The following is a 13,450-nucleotide window of genomic DNA, read 5'->3' as shown; positions in this document are numbered from 1 at the left end:
ACATTGCAGTAGCTCCTTTTTTTGTTGCTAGCTGATTCATTACGTGTTTGCAGTATTATGGATTGGAAGGAATCATCAATATTTATTTTAATAGTCAATAGTAAATCATAAATTCCCATTTCAAAACGTTTAATTAGTAATTGGTATTTATCGCACTACATGAGAAAATTAATCTACGTTAGCATTGTTTGTTTATTGAGTATGGAAGATGGATTTGCACAGGACAGTACGTCTCAGAGAAATTTGGAAGTTGTTGCTTCTTTTGACAAAGCACAGCCGATAGGGGTGAGCGTTTCTTCTAAGAACCGAATATTTGTTTCTTTCCCGCATCGAGAGCCTTATTTATTTGGAATGACTGAGATTGTTGAAGGGAAGATGAAGCCCTATCCGAACCATAAGTGGCAATTATCAATGGGGGATGAGCAGAAACATTATGTCAATGTTCAAGATATCTATGTTGATATAAATGATCACCTCTGGATTTTAGACAGCAAGCCCGCAGCATCAAACTCTATTTTCGGGAATGCCAACATCACTGCAAATGATCAAGAAGGAAAGTTTAAACTAATTCGTTTTGATCTATCTAATGATAGCTTAATGCATGTCTATAATTTTGAGGGATTAAATAAATCACGATCATCACTCAATGATGTTCGTGTAGATACTGACAAAGACTTAGCCTATCTGTCGGATCCGGGTCAGGCAGGAATTGTTGTCTTAGATTTGAAAACCGGAAGTTCTAGAACGCTATTAACGAATTCCAAATACACGTTGTCTGATCGAAGCATTGTGTTGAGTTACGAAGGGAAGGAAATGCGTGATAAAGAGGGCAATCCCTTTTCTTCCAACATCAATGGGATAGCTTTAACAAAAGACAATAAGTGGTTTTATTTCAAGCCAATCAATGCGTTGAATTTATATCGTATTGAGACGAAATATCTTGCCGATAAGAATTTACGTGATATAGAATTAGTGGATAAAATTGAGACCGTAGCTGAAGTGGGGGTTACACATGGACTTGTTGCAGACGTTGTTGGGAATGTTTACCTCACTAATTCCCTTGACTATTCCATACGAAGAATTACTCCCGAAGGAAAAATTGAACTTATCGTTCAGGATCCAAGACTGCTTTGGCCTGACTCATTAGGTGTAGGTACCGATGGGTACTTGTATTTTTCATGTGCTCAAATGCAATTGTTGCCGCAATGGAATGGAGGAGAGGACAAAGCTCAATATCCTTATCAGGTTTATCGCGTAAAGGTTTTATAGTCCAATTAAAACGACAACGATATCTTCATTATGATAGGCGGGGTAGTAATTTGAAATGGCGCCGGATTGCTTGTAGTATTTTAATTCTTCATACACGGCTTGTTTCAGCAAGCCTTTTCCTTTTCCGTGAATAAATCTTATTTCTGGATAATCCCAGTATATAGCTCCATCAAGCTGTTCGCGAAGAAATTCGATTGCTTCACCTAAGAGTTCATTTTGTTCGTATTGATCAAGATCTGTAAGAAAAGCCTCTGCGTGAAGGTCTACGGTTTTTGAAGGTTTTGCTAATGATCGTGCCATGCTTGCAAAAGTAAGCTTTTAAAATGGGCATCAAAGAAGTTATCGCTTTAATAAACCTTCAACAAAGCCCTTCGCCTCTTCAATTTTCCCCTGCTCTAATAAGTCGATATAGGGCTGTAACTGCTGATAACTAGTTGAATTAGGCGCAAAATCTTTTAAATAGCTATACGCTTCTTGAAAATATGGTGCAATTTGTTCACTTTCAATGGCTGGGGTATTGTCCATTCCAATAATTAGGGCATTGAAATATTTCCCGTATTGCTCTTGGGCAAGTGCTGTGTATGCTTTGTTACTGTTATTTTTTAAGAAATCTTCCCACCAAACCACGCGCTGAACCAAACTTTGATATGGAATAGTTATCGCCGCATCTTCTGCATAACCTTCTAAGTTCTCTTTTGCAATTTGCTGTAACATAATCTCCATATTGGAAGAGATATAGGGATAGAATTCTTTTTGAATGAAAAAGGGATTGATCTGTAAGCTGTACATACCCTCAGATTGTCTAATACGGAATCCGTTCTTCTTAATCTTTTCATAGGCATCTTCCAATTTCCCTGGCGCTTTTCCGCCAGCAATTTCGATATCCACTAAGCCACTGTAATCAATGTCATCATCTATTGCTGATTGATGACCATATGCAGCAACTTTGTTCATGAAATCAACGATATCTACAACCCCCTGGTCGTTATTGATTGTATCGCCAGGATTAAAGATTTCCTTAAATTTTTTATTCGCTTTGTCTATGCTGTTTATATCCGTTGTATCTAGCGCATCTAAGTAATCTTGAAACATGTCAGCTTTAGACAATGCGTACTCAGAATTCCCGCTTGAATCTGAGGAATTCGAATCACTCTCTTTATTATTGCTATTCGAGTTGCAAGACGCAAGTAAAACAGTTAAGCCAAGATATAGATACTTAAATTTCATGAGTACTTTTAAATATAAACGCAAAAATGGAGTCGATGTTTTCATGATGATCACATCATCTCCGAATCCCAAGTAATTAACAAAATAGTATGCCAATATACTGGTTAATGCTTACATTTTCCTTTTCAACATCGAATTTAAATCTCCAAAACTTAGAAATGTTAAATTATTTCTCAAAGAATCAGGATGTTATTGAAAAACGTGAAAAATGCACTTTGCAAGTAATTGTAAAGGTTGTATATTTGTGCCACAATAAAGGTGATACCTTTTCGGGGTGTAGCGTAGCCCGGTATCGCGCCACATTTGGGATGTGGAGGTCGTAGGTTCGAATCCTGCCACCCCGACTAAAAAGCCACCGTTTTACAACGGTGGCTTTTTTTTGTTTCCTAAATAGTTCGGACGAAATCGCTTATTTTTCAATTTGTTATTAGGATCGGTAAATTAAGGATCAAGTACAAAAGTTGTGGATTAAGCAAATAATTTGGTCAATCTGAACAGGAAGAAATTGATATCCCCTACTCCCCTAAACTGACTTCTGAAAGCTTTTATCTTTGCATTGAAAGACTCTGCGGATGCATTAGTACTTCTGTTGTCGAAGTAGTTCAATATTTTTTTGTGATGGATATTTATGGTTCTGGAGACGGTATTGAATGACCTGAAGCCAGCTTGTTCAACTTTATCCGCCCATTTAGCTAGTCTGGTAAAGGCATAGATCTTATCAATTGTTGTGTTGAAGATCCAAGAGAGTTCCTGAGCTAGCCTATAGGCCTTTCCAACATCCGGATATCGTTCAAATAGTACACCCGCCCTTTCTCTTTGTTCTAAAGTCCATTTATGTTCACTCTTATAAAGCAGGTACCGGCTTCTTGCCAGCATTTGTTTTACGGTATCTCCATTGGGTAATAGTTTTGGCAGATAGGTTTCTTTCACTTTCCTAGCCGCTTCAATAGCTTGGTTTTCCTCCTCTATTGCCTGCCAGCGGTGCTTTATCCTTATTTCTTGAAGCGCTTCAGTGGCTAATTGCTGGACATGGAAACGGTCTATTACCTGAACAGCATTGGAAAAGCATCTTTTGGCTATCAGTCCCATATTACCAGCTAGATCAAGTGTTATCTCCTGAACTTTATTGCGTAATCGATGTTGAATCTTTTGAAGAATGGGGATAATGTTCTCTGATTTTGTGCCGCTTAGTATAGCGACAATAGTCCCCTTTTTACCATGTGCTTCTTTGTTGGTAACAACGGTATAGAGCTCCCCATGGGATAGGCAGGTCTCGTCAATGGAAAGATGGCCGCTGATATTTTGGGGGAAGATCAATCCATCCCTTGCGTTTTCGCGATGCTCCCAATCCTGGAAACCGCTTAGTTTATTGCGGTAATATCTCCTTAATTTACTGGCTGATATTCCATAAAATGAACTGATGGTCTGGATGCTATGTGCTTGGCTGTCCGCTGATACCTTTTAAAAAAGCCGCGAAATCCTGTGTGATCCGCGTTCCTTTAGCTACTAATTCCCAATTCCTGTAAACCACTTGATCAGTATCCTGGTTAAGCCATCTGCGTCGTTTGACATGAAGATAGACCTGCTGTCCGCGAATAGGAAAATCTTGCAGGGTTACAGGTTCATAAAAGCCTTTTGAAACTAGTTTATTGTGTTCAAATTCCTCTGGGATAATATTCATCTCTTCTAGGAAAATATCTAAGCGACCCTCGCCTTGAGAATGGTGGGTCATCTCAAAATAATTGGAAACTCCTTCAGGAATGATAAGGGGTATTAAAGCTTTAAATGAATCGTGCATCTCTCTAAAAGTTCAAAGCACAAATATCTATTTATTTTTTATCCCCTCCACAACTTTTGTACTTGATCCTAAATTAAGGTTTAGGAAGTCTCATGTAGTCTTTTTCTTATCAATATCTTTGATATGTGTGTAGATCATGGTAGACTTGTTCTTCTCATGAGCTAGTAATTCATTATCTATGTATCGATCATACTTAATTCATTTTAAATAGTACGTGATTGTGTTCAGTTTAGGTTACTGAATCTCCTTTACTTATTTATGAGCAAAGTGAAAGTTTAAAATCTGATGAATATTCTATTATTTTAGCTAAATGATTGAAAGTAATACTAAGATAGTACAGAGCCTTTATGAAGCGTATGTTAGTAATGACGAAGATGCAGTAAGACAGATTCTTTCTGATGATATCCAATGGCATATTCCAGGTAACCATCCATTAAGTGAAACTAAAAAAGGATTGAATGATGTCCTTGCTTTTCTAAGTCAGCTTAATAAAGCATCGTTTCAGGCGTCCTCAAATGTTGTTGGATATAATGATCAATTTGTTATTGATTTTCATCGCAATTGGAGCAAGTTAGATGGAGAGGATAATTTGAACAACATGTCTTGTCTGCTTTGGAAAATAGAGAATAAAAAAATAGTGGAAGTCTTTAATTTTCCTGAGGATCAGCATAAGGTGGGTTCTTCCTTTAAAAAAGTTTATACAAATGAATAATTTTCGTTTATAGATTGGGAAGGTTTTATATAACTAGAAAATGGTTATATGTTTTAAGAGAAAGTAATCTAATTTTATGTCATGCTAAACGAAAACAAAATTATTAATCGTGACCATCAGGCTTCAAATAAAATATTTGATAATCGTAGCTTGGAAAAAGACTATGCTACTTTAATTCCGATTCTAGAGGAAGGATTACGAGTGTTGGATGTAGGATGTGGTACAGGTGCTATATCCAATGGGATTGCGAGAATTATTGGGCCTAACGGTCATATTACTGGGATAGATAATACTGAGAAGTTTATTGTAAGTGGAAAAGAAAGTTATTCTGGAACAAAAAATTTACAACTCGTCCATTGTGATTTATTTAACTACAATACCGATGAGAAGTTTGATCTAATTGTTTCAGCGCGTACCTTACAATGGTTAAATAATCCAAAAGACGCTATACTAAAAATGAAAGAATTGCTGAAACCTGGAGGTCAGTTATCCATCCTTGATTTTAATCATGAGAAATTAGAATGGGATCCTCAGCCGCCTACGAGCATGCAATTATATTATCAATCTTTTTTGAAGTGGCGTTCCGATGCAGGAATGAATAATCATATTTCCGATGAATTAGTCGACTATTTCGATGGAGCAGGCTTTATTGCTATTGAAGCTTTCAATTCCGATGAAATATATAAGAAAGGAGATGATAATTTTTTATCAAGAATCGGAATATGGTCAAAAGTAGCCAATTTAAAGCAAGTAGTGGAGGAAGGATATATTTCTGAAGAGTTAAGGTTGCTAGCAATTGAAGAATATGAGGAATGGATAATTGGTGAAGCTCAACGGATGACGATGAAGCTAACAGAAGTTAGAGGTCGGAAAAGAGATGAGTATGTTTAATTCAAATTAATGCCAATTTTGGATATAATATGTGCTGAAAATCAGAATTTAAAATAAACAGTTGTGTATTTGATTTTTAATTAATTTTTTATATATAAAACCCGTAAGACGAATACCAATGGATTTTAGAACATAAGTTTATATTGAATATCGCTGTTTTTTTAAATGTTCAATCTCTTGCTGTTTTTGTTGGATTTTGAACATGAATTTTTGTTTTTCTTCTTTTTTTATCACCAAATCATGAAATTTATTAGGATTTAAAGAATAGGGGGAGTCAATATGTGATGTAATATTTGGCAACTCCAACGCTATCATTCGGTAAAAATAAATTATCCCCTAAGTTCTGCGTTCCAGTTCGTACTGCACTAGCGCGAAGCTTTTGCTGGTTTAATCAGTTAATATTTTTTAAGAAATTCTCTTCTTTCAATCTCCAAGCGATTCCGACAGAAGGGGAATAACCGGTTCTCATATGCCGTAGAAATCTTAATGCTCTACTTATGTGGGCCTCTACTGATTTTTCGGAAATATTCAATTGTTCAGCGATCTCTTTATACGACTGATAATTTTCCCTACTAAGCTTGAAAACCAATTGACATTTTGTTGGCAGCTTTGAAATTCCGGTCTGCAAATATTCTTTTAGAAACAAGGCGTCAATTTGTTGTTCATCTATGTCGCTGCTAATCTCATTCGCTAATTCTGCATGAACGGCTGTTCGTCGTTTATTTTGATGTAGTACTTTGTAGGTGGAAAATCGGATAGCAGTAGAGAGATAAGATTCTAAAGAGTCAATTTGTAATATTTCTCGCTTTTGCCATAAATAGATAAACAGATCTTGTACGATACTTGTTGCTAAATCTTTGTCGCGAACCAATCGATAGGAGATGCCAAGCAGTTTTCTCCAATATTGTTCGTAGATAGCGGAAAAAGCCCATTCCTCCCCATTTTTTAATGCGGTAAGAAGTCGTTGTTCGTTCGAATTCAGATCATCGTTGGAGCAATGAGGCATAATCTTATTGTTAGCTTCGAAATATGAATAGAGATAACCTAATGTTAAAAATATATGTAATAATAATAGTTTTAGTTTTTATTTCACTTAAAACAAGAAAATAATTTCGTTATAGTTTTTTGTGACACATAATACCTTAATGCTTTATCAATCATTTAAATTGAAAGTTTAATGTTGGTGCGATGGGGGGAAATATATCCCTGTAAAATTCAAGGTCGTTTAAATTATTTTATTATGATTCCAATATAAAATTGCAATCAGTTTAAGTCTTATCTGTTCTACTCTTCCTTCGTACCTCCTTCGATCCATATCTCATCAACCTGAGAACAAACACGGCTTTGAGAAAGCTTAAAAACTATCTATGCGCTAGATTTCTCATTTCTGTCTTTCTCGTTTCGAGATTATGAATAACATGTTTAGATAGGAATGCGATAGAAATAAGAAACCCTGACTTCGAGCAAAGCCAGGGTTCTTACTTATTTGTGAAATTAGATAGTGTGATGCATTTTTTTTATTGTGATAGATTCTTTTTGCCTTAAGTCTATCCCGATATGCTCTTGATTTTCGAGGTTCAATTATCTAATTTTTGTTGATAGGGATTCTGATTCTTATTTTTATAAGTGGAGATTCCCAACAAACTGTACAGTGGGCAGTAACCCATTAGGCTGGTTAGTATCATAACGCCAGCAAAGATCATCAGAACGATTCCAATCGTTCCGCTGATTGTTTCCGAGAAAAACAGTATCGCAATTGCAAGTGCTGCGAATACTCGAATACCTCGGTCGATTGTTCCCAAATTTTGTCTCATAGTATTGGTGTAGCGTGATTGTTTAAGACAAATATGCCCATTTGAAGTAACCCTTGTCAGTGACTTTTATCACACAAGGGAAATTATTTCCACTTTGTTTCGGAAAAGCTTTACCATACCACGCTGTTCCAACTGTTTCAATAGCCTAGAAATCACCTCGCGAGAAGTGGACAATTCATTGGCGATCTCTTGATGCGTAATAGTCAAACTATTGTTTTGAATGCTTTCCGACTTAGTTGCTAGGTACTCAATTAATCGTTCGTCAATTTTCTTGAATGCAACGCTGTCTAAAGTGGAGAGAATCTCCTCATATCGGAAATCCAAGGTGTTTAGGACAAACCATCTCCATGCAGGGTAGGTTTCATACCAGTGGCGTGCAACAGGAGAGGGGATGCCAATGAGTTCGACGTCTTCTTCTGCAATTGCTCTGATATTAGAGAGTTTGTCCATCATCATGGTGGAAAGGGAAATAGCGCAAGACTGTCCTTCTTTGATGTAATAGATGAAAAGTTCTTGACCATCTTCGTTTTGTCGGAGGACTCGAATGTTGCCCTTGAGAACTAAGGGAATGATCTTAATGCACTTTTGAGGTTCGACAAGAATATCGCCGGCTTTGAAGCTGAGTTTTACGCCGTCTCTTTCAAACTCCTCCCGCAAGGCAGGGTGGAGTAGGAAATCAAATTTTTCCGTAATCATATTTATTAGTGTAGTGTGACTACTTAAATATACGAAAACGAGCTTAAACTCAACGTTAGAATTGAAAAATAGTGTATGCTACGGTTTTGGAATCTGAAGACTATCAATATATTTGGCATTCCGGTCCCAGCCGGAATCAAATTTTAGCTTTAAGCTATCAGAAATATCCGCGAAAACATCATTATAATAGTCTTTAAAAGATTTATAACCATCATAATATAAGTCTTCTGCATTTGGTTGTTTAGGGGTAAGTTTGGTTTTCAAAACAATATGATCTTCAGTCTTTGTCCTTAGCCAGACAATAATATGTCCTTCATTCGCTATCCCAATTAGAAAAGTCAGACCTTTCGCATCTCCACCTCGATAGTAAATGTCCAATTCATCGTTTTTCTTGGCTGCGTCTTTAAATATTTTTCTGATTTCATCTGTAGGTAGCGCTAAGGTATCTTTGTAAAACAATTTACTACGGAAATCAAGGTACTGAATGATGAGTTGTTTTGGCAGTTGTTCTTTCTCGTTTGTTTCTATGAAGTAGTATTCCTCTCCCCAATTTGCTGCGTAGGGCTCTGTGTTTTCTTTGTTGATGATAATTAAATCGTCCGGATTGTCAGTTTCCATATACAAATTACGAACGTGAATGGGGTAGGATGCAGGTGAAGTCGCACTCACGAAGTAAAAGTAGCGGTCCCAAGGCTTAAAGCGACAAGTCTTAATCACGGCTAATGTAGCAAGTATGACAAAAATCAGGATATATAGCTTATTGACTGTGTTAATTCTCATGAGGTAGGTTTTAGTTTTTAAAGGCTTTCCCCAATTGTGTAGCGTACCATGCTAATCCTAATAACATGATGGAAATTATCAATAGGATAACAAATAACCACATTGCCCAGCGATATGATTTACCGCGATAACCAAAAGCAAAAATTCCGATTAATATGGTGATACTAAGAAGAAAGGCGAAGATACTTCGGATACTATCCGGGTCAAATTCATAAACGCCACCGAAACAAACAATCGCTAACAAGGTGTTTGTTAAGATGAGTCCAGCTGATAGCGAGACGTTCCAGTTAACGCTATTTTCTTCAGGAATATGCTTGTTCATAGCTGTGTAATTTCACAACAATATAAGATAAATATCCATTGTAATAACAATATTGGAATAGCTTAAAGATTTGCCAACAAGTAATAATTGCCTTAACTTCGGGGCAATATGGGCAATCAAACAGCGAAAGCTTCTGGTTTTTTTCTGCAATTAGCAACGCTAATGGTATTGACTCTTTTTGTTTTGCTGAGCTCATGTCCTATCAAAAGTAGTATTAAAAGTCTTGCCGGAATTCCGTTCAACAGTGAACAAAGCAGTGCGAAAGTTAATCAGAATCTTGTACAGCTACCAGCAACGCAGTGTGTTTCGGTTGATATGTCTACGATTCAGCAGATAATAAAAATATCAGCAAAAGTTAAGCAGCTGAACCCAGTTCTGCCGTTTATCACCAGTGTACTGTTCTTTAGTGCTATGCTATTCAAATTGAATAGATCCTTACAGACGTATCACTCTGAACAGCACTTTAACACTCCTCCAATCTTTTTAAGAGATCGAAAACTACTGATTTAGCTTCATATTTGTTATTGCTCTCTAAAGTCCAAGTTAGGACTCCTTTTTAGTCTCCAGCTTATTCGCAAAGAGGAATGCTGTTGCATTTCAATTTATATTTATATATTAAGTAAAAAATAAAGGCTTTTATTTATTGCCTAAGTTTTTTGTTAAATACAAATAGGTAAGTTTACAGTCTATAAAGGAACGTTCATTCAATTTAAATACATTTCAATAGAAAAATTATTATAGATATCATGAAAAAAATATTGCTACCAGCTTTAATTTTAATAACATCCTTAAGTTTTTCAGCATGTGGTAACGCTGAAAAGAAAAACGCTGAGGTAACCAATGATTCGACAACGGCAACTGCAACAACTCCTTCTAGTTCAGCTGAACCTATTACAGAAGGAAACTACCAAATTTCATTTCTAGATGAAAAAGGAAATTCCGTTGATTTAAAATCCCTGAAGGGAAAAGTTGTGTTTATCAATTTTTGGGCAACTTGGTGTCCTCCATGTATTGAGGAACTACCTTCAATCAATAACCTACGGAATGGTTATAAGGACAACGATAATATCGTTTTCTTAATGGTGGATGTAGACTCGGAAATTGAACAATCAACCGCTTTTATGAAGGATAATAGCTATGACTTACCGGTATTTATACCTAATAGCGAAATACCTTCGGAATTTCTCGCTGGCGCTATTCCAACAACGGTTGTTCTCGACAAAAGAGGAAATATTGCTGAACGTGTCGAAGGGGGACAAGATTACGATACCCAAGAGATTAAAGACCGCTTGAACGAGTTGATTCAAGCAAAATAGTCGCGTGGCTTAGTAATTCAATAGGATTTACTGATTATTTTTTAATTCGATACGCTTCTGCGTCGCTGAGGATTTAAGCATGGGGCTATTCAATTCGATAGCTCTGTCGCTTAGTTTTAATGACTGATGAAGGATCGAAATAGGAATCTTATTTTTCAGTTTTTCCGCTATTTTAAATTGTTCAATTAACAGAAGATGAGTACTCCTGAATCAAACAAATTTATTTCTTTCCTACGGGAGCATGGCTTTAGTCTTGTTTTGGGGCTTGTAATCGTTTTATTGATAGTATCTCCTGACGCAAAAGCATGGGCTTTACGGCAGATCATGAAAACCGGTATCTTTAATGCGAAGATTGAAGAACAAGCCTCAGACTTAAAACAAATCCATGACTTCTCTTATAGTGATGAACAAGGGAATGTTTTTTCAACCGAGAGGCTGCGAGGGAAGGTGGTTTTCATCAATTTTTGGGCATCCTGGTGTCCGCCTTGTCGGGCGGAATTTCCGTCTATTCAAACCCTTTATGAGCGTTTTAAGGATCATCCGCAAGTTGAGTTTATCATGATCAATCAAGATGATGACGTTGCGGTAGGAAAAAACTATTTGCAGAATGAAGGATTAACCGTGCCAATACACCGATTGAATGGTCCCTTGTCACATGAAATTTATACAGGATCTTTACCTACGACTTTAATATTTGCAAAAGACGGAAGTATTCGATTCAAGCATGAAGGCTTTGCTAATTATGCGTCATCGAATTTTATGGAACAAATAGAAAGCCTCATCAAGAAAGATTAGCAATCATTTTAAAAGTGGTATGCGGTCTCACTTTTGGTTTCGGAGAGTACGAAATAGGTTTGTACGGTATTAACATGCGGTAGAACTGCTAATTTATGCCTTAAAAATTGATGGTAGGCTTCCATGTCTTTAGTTGCTATACGTAACATAAAATCATAGGATCCTGCCATTTGATAGCATTCCATTACTTCCGGAAATTTAGAAACCTCACGTTCAAATTCGCCAAGCACTTCGAATGTATGGGCTTTAAGGAATACTTGTGAAAAGGAGATTAAACCGATTCCGACTTTTTGTCGATCGAGTATCGCTACTGTTTTTTTGATGTATCCCCCTGATTTAAGCTTTTTTACGCGTTCATGTATAGCTGCAATAGATTTATGAAGCTTTAAGGATAGTTCCTTATTGCTGAGGGTCGCATCGGCTTGAAGCAGCTTTAGCAATTTGATGTCAGTTTGATCCAAATCCATTGTCGATATTTTTTTCAGTGTTAACGATTCAATTCTTTAAAGTTCTGAAAAATTACTTGAAAAATACCACTGAAACAATAAAATTTACCGAATATTCATCAAGGTGTTGAATAATATCTTGTTTTATTTGAATTTTGTAGAGTTAATAAATGACAAATAATACCTAATTCAATTAATTTTAATGATGATCGAGGAATCAACAGTTAGTAAGTGTTTATCTCCTGAGTTGGATAGCCGATTTAGACATCTATGGTGTTTAGTTGGAAATACACCGATGTTAGAACTTCAATATACTTATAAGGGGAAACCTGGGAAGATCTACGTGAAGTGTGAGAATTACAATTTAACAGGAAGTATCAAAGACCGTATGGCCTTGTATATTTTATATAAAGCTTATGCTAACTGCCAAATTCGCCCAACGGATATGATTGTTGAAGCGACGAGTGGAAATACAGGTATAGCGTTTTCAGCTATTGGAAAAGCCTTAGGTCATGCTGTAAAAATTATTATGCCGAATTGGTTGAGTAAAGAACGCATCGATATTATTAAATCTATGGGTGCTGATATTCAATTAGTCAGCAAAGAAGAGGGTGGTTTCTTAGGAAGTATTCAACTAAGTGAGGAATTAGCTGCTAAAGGTGGTGTGTTTTTACCTAGGCAGTTCGAGAACCTTTTCAATGCGGAAGCGCATGAATTGACCACTGGGAAAGAAATTGCTTTGCAATTAGAATCACAGGGATTGGTTGCAGACGCATTTGTTGCTGGCGTCGGAACGGGTGGTACGGTTATGGGCGTTGGAAAGCAGTTGAAGAACTATAATCCATTGGTTAAAATCCATCCTTTAGAGCCTCAAGAAAGTCCAACGTTAACGACTGGATATAAAGTAGGTGCACATCGTATTCAAGGTATTTCTGACGAGTTTATTCCAGCTATTGTGAAGTTAGAAGAATTGGATCCTGTAGTTTGTGCCTCGGATGGTGATTCTATCATTATGGCACAGAAGTTAGCGCAGCAGTTAGGATTAGCGGTTGGTATTTCCTCAGGTGCGAATGTGATTGGCGCAATCAAATTAAAGCAAGAATTGGGTGATGACGCTGTAGTGGTGACATTACTATGCGACGATAATAAAAAATACTTAACTACAGATTTAGTTAAGGAGCAACCAGTTAAAGAGGGGTATATTTCTACAGATCTTGAGTTTACAGGATTTCATCCTATTGCAAGATTGGAGAACCCATTAATCGGTTTCAATAAATAGTCTTTTGTTTCATGCAGCTGTTGTTGGCTGTTAAGTTTTCTAGTAGAAGTTAGCCGGGTTCCAGCTCGGTTAACTTAATTGTTTAAATCAACTATTCACGGAATA

17 protein-coding genes and 1 tRNA gene are annotated in these 13,450 nt (G+C 36.7%); 8 read left to right on the top strand and 10 right to left on the bottom strand.

The annotated features are described in order from the left end of the window. Positions 1-159: 159 nt before the first annotated feature. Positions 160-1,269, top strand: a complete 1,110-nt coding sequence (locus GFH32_RS12930) for an SMP-30/gluconolactonase/LRE family protein (protein WP_153511996.1) — start codon at positions 160-162, stop codon at positions 1,267-1,269. On the opposite strand, the gene GFH32_RS12925 is transcribed toward GFH32_RS12930, so the two are convergent. Both GFH32_RS12925 and GFH32_RS12920 read right to left on the bottom strand, forming a co-directional pair. Then, a complete protein-coding gene (locus tag GFH32_RS12925) occupies positions 1,264-1,569 on the bottom strand; it encodes a Smr/MutS family protein (RefSeq protein WP_153511995.1) in 306 nt (101 codons plus the stop codon). The genes GFH32_RS12930 and GFH32_RS12925 overlap by 6 nt on opposite strands. 39 nt (positions 1,570-1,608) lie before the next feature. After that, positions 1,609-2,592 carry a hypothetical protein gene (locus tag GFH32_RS12920; protein ID WP_153511994.1) on the bottom strand — a complete coding sequence of 328 codons (984 nt, stop codon included), beginning with the start codon at positions 2,590-2,592 and terminating at the stop codon, positions 1,609-1,611. A gap of 174 nt (positions 2,593-2,766) precedes the next feature. Here GFH32_RS12920 and GFH32_RS12915 point away from each other — a divergent pair. Continuing rightward, positions 2,767-2,840, top strand: a tRNA-Pro gene (locus tag GFH32_RS12915). A 124-nt stretch (positions 2,841-2,964) separates the two neighbouring features. On the opposite strand, the gene GFH32_RS12910 is transcribed toward GFH32_RS12915, so the two are convergent. Together GFH32_RS12910 and GFH32_RS12905 are read right to left on the bottom strand one after the other, a co-directional pair. After that, positions 2,965-3,900 (bottom strand): ISAon1 family transposase, encoded by a 936-nt coding sequence (locus GFH32_RS12910; protein WP_458296204.1) that lies wholly within the window; start codon positions 3,898-3,900, stop codon positions 2,965-2,967. Between the two features lie 28 nt (positions 3,901-3,928). Then, a complete protein-coding gene (locus GFH32_RS12905) occupies positions 3,929-4,294 on the bottom strand; it encodes an ISAon1 family transposase N-terminal region protein (protein ID WP_153511992.1) in 366 nt (121 codons plus the stop codon). Between the two features lie 310 nt (positions 4,295-4,604). On the opposite strand from GFH32_RS12905, the gene GFH32_RS12900 reads away from it, so the two are divergent. Together GFH32_RS12900 and GFH32_RS12895 are read left to right on the top strand one after the other, a co-directional pair. Further along, positions 4,605-5,006 (top strand): nuclear transport factor 2 family protein, encoded by a 402-nt coding sequence (locus tag GFH32_RS12900; protein WP_153511991.1) that lies wholly within the window; start codon positions 4,605-4,607, stop codon positions 5,004-5,006. 81 nt (positions 5,007-5,087) lie between these two features. Beyond that, the gene (locus GFH32_RS12895; protein ID WP_153511990.1) at positions 5,088-5,897 is read left to right on the top strand and encodes a methyltransferase domain-containing protein; all 810 of its coding nucleotides are present in this window, start codon (positions 5,088-5,090) and stop codon (positions 5,895-5,897) included. A 391-nt stretch (positions 5,898-6,288) separates the two neighbouring features. Here GFH32_RS12895 and GFH32_RS12890 read toward each other — a convergent pair whose 3' ends face one another. The 5 genes from GFH32_RS12890 to GFH32_RS12870 all read right to left on the bottom strand — a co-directional run bounded on the left by GFH32_RS12890 (position 6,289) and on the right by GFH32_RS12870 (position 9,509). Continuing rightward, complete coding sequence (locus GFH32_RS12890) at positions 6,289-6,903, bottom strand: RNA polymerase sigma-70 factor (RefSeq protein ID WP_153511989.1); 615 nt, start codon at positions 6,901-6,903, stop codon at positions 6,289-6,291. 571 nt (positions 6,904-7,474) lie between these two features. Beyond that, a complete protein-coding gene (locus GFH32_RS12885; protein ID WP_153511988.1) occupies positions 7,475-7,711 on the bottom strand; it encodes a YgaP family membrane protein in 237 nt (78 codons plus the stop codon). Between the two features lie 69 nt (positions 7,712-7,780). Beyond that, positions 7,781-8,368, bottom strand: coding sequence for a Crp/Fnr family transcriptional regulator (locus tag GFH32_RS12880; RefSeq protein WP_194285641.1), 588 nt, complete (start codon positions 8,366-8,368; stop codon positions 7,781-7,783). A gap of 117 nt (positions 8,369-8,485) precedes the next feature. After that, positions 8,486-9,187: a DUF2931 family protein gene (locus GFH32_RS12875; RefSeq protein WP_153511986.1), complete on the bottom strand. Its 702-nt coding sequence runs from the start codon at positions 9,185-9,187 to the stop codon at positions 8,486-8,488. Between the two features lie 10 nt (positions 9,188-9,197). Further along, on the bottom strand, positions 9,198-9,509 hold the full coding sequence (locus tag GFH32_RS12870) for a hypothetical protein (protein ID WP_153511985.1): 312 nt from the start codon (positions 9,507-9,509) through the stop codon (positions 9,198-9,200). A 108-nt stretch (positions 9,510-9,617) separates the two neighbouring features. On the opposite strand from GFH32_RS12870, the gene GFH32_RS12865 reads away from it, so the two are divergent. The 3 genes from GFH32_RS12865 (at position 9,618) to GFH32_RS12855 (ending at position 11,620) form a co-directional block, all read left to right on the top strand. Next, positions 9,618-10,019 carry a hypothetical protein gene (locus tag GFH32_RS12865; protein ID WP_153511984.1) on the top strand — a complete coding sequence of 134 codons (402 nt, stop codon included), beginning with the start codon at positions 9,618-9,620 and terminating at the stop codon, positions 10,017-10,019. Positions 10,020-10,255: 236 nt separating this feature from the next. Further along, positions 10,256-10,825 (top strand): TlpA family protein disulfide reductase, encoded by a 570-nt coding sequence (locus tag GFH32_RS12860; protein ID WP_153511983.1) that lies wholly within the window; start codon positions 10,256-10,258, stop codon positions 10,823-10,825. A 195-nt stretch (positions 10,826-11,020) separates the two neighbouring features. After that, positions 11,021-11,620 carry a TlpA family protein disulfide reductase gene (locus GFH32_RS12855; RefSeq protein WP_153511982.1) on the top strand — a complete coding sequence of 200 codons (600 nt, stop codon included), beginning with the start codon at positions 11,021-11,023 and terminating at the stop codon, positions 11,618-11,620. Positions 11,621-11,628: 8 nt separating this feature from the next. Here GFH32_RS12855 and GFH32_RS12850 read toward each other — a convergent pair whose 3' ends face one another. Next, complete coding sequence (locus GFH32_RS12850) at positions 11,629-12,087, bottom strand: Lrp/AsnC family transcriptional regulator (protein WP_153511981.1); 459 nt, start codon at positions 12,085-12,087, stop codon at positions 11,629-11,631. A 181-nt stretch (positions 12,088-12,268) separates the two neighbouring features. Between GFH32_RS12850 and GFH32_RS12845 the strand changes: the two genes are divergently transcribed. Further along, positions 12,269-13,345 carry a PLP-dependent cysteine synthase family protein gene (locus tag GFH32_RS12845; RefSeq protein WP_370626528.1) on the top strand — a complete coding sequence of 359 codons (1,077 nt, stop codon included), beginning with the start codon at positions 12,269-12,271 and terminating at the stop codon, positions 13,343-13,345. The last annotated feature ends 105 nt before the right edge of the window (positions 13,346-13,450 follow it).

The sequence above is a fragment of the Sphingobacteruim zhuxiongii genome (assembly GCF_009557615.1).
Lineage (GTDB): Bacteria > Bacteroidota > Bacteroidia > Sphingobacteriales > Sphingobacteriaceae > Sphingobacterium > Sphingobacterium zhuxiongii.
The sequence above is the reverse complement of the archived record's forward strand: the minus strand, read 5'-3'. Positions and strand labels throughout refer to the sequence as shown.

Bases quoted from the DNA above. Each gene is read 5' to 3' on its own strand.
- GFH32_RS12930 (WP_153511996.1), top strand. From the start codon at position 160: ATGAGAAAATTAATCTACGTTAGCATTGTTTGTTTATTGAGTATGGAA.
- GFH32_RS12925 (WP_153511995.1), bottom strand. From the start codon at position 1,569: ATGGCACGATCATTAGCAAAACCTTCAAAAACCGTAGACCTTCACGCA.
- GFH32_RS12905 (WP_153511992.1), bottom strand. From the start codon at position 4,294: ATGCACGATTCATTTAAAGCTTTAATACCCCTTATCATTCCTGAAGGA.
- GFH32_RS12900 (WP_153511991.1), top strand. From the start codon at position 4,605: ATGATTGAAAGTAATACTAAGATAGTACAGAGCCTTTATGAAGCGTAT.
- GFH32_RS12895 (WP_153511990.1), top strand. From the start codon at position 5,088: ATGCTAAACGAAAACAAAATTATTAATCGTGACCATCAGGCTTCAAAT.
- GFH32_RS12890 (WP_153511989.1), bottom strand. From the start codon at position 6,903: ATGCCTCATTGCTCCAACGATGATCTGAATTCGAACGAACAACGACTT.
- GFH32_RS12885 (WP_153511988.1), bottom strand. From the start codon at position 7,711: ATGAGACAAAATTTGGGAACAATCGACCGAGGTATTCGAGTATTCGCA.
- GFH32_RS12875 (WP_153511986.1), bottom strand. From the start codon at position 9,187: ATGAGAATTAACACAGTCAATAAGCTATATATCCTGATTTTTGTCATA.
- GFH32_RS12870 (WP_153511985.1), bottom strand. From the start codon at position 9,509: ATGAACAAGCATATTCCTGAAGAAAATAGCGTTAACTGGAACGTCTCG.
- GFH32_RS12865 (WP_153511984.1), top strand. From the start codon at position 9,618: ATGGGCAATCAAACAGCGAAAGCTTCTGGTTTTTTTCTGCAATTAGCA.
- GFH32_RS12860 (WP_153511983.1), top strand. From the start codon at position 10,256: ATGAAAAAAATATTGCTACCAGCTTTAATTTTAATAACATCCTTAAGT.
- GFH32_RS12855 (WP_153511982.1), top strand. From the start codon at position 11,021: ATGAGTACTCCTGAATCAAACAAATTTATTTCTTTCCTACGGGAGCAT.
- GFH32_RS12850 (WP_153511981.1), bottom strand. From the start codon at position 12,087: ATGGATTTGGATCAAACTGACATCAAATTGCTAAAGCTGCTTCAAGCC.
- GFH32_RS12845 (WP_370626528.1), top strand. From the start codon at position 12,269: ATGATGATCGAGGAATCAACAGTTAGTAAGTGTTTATCTCCTGAGTTG.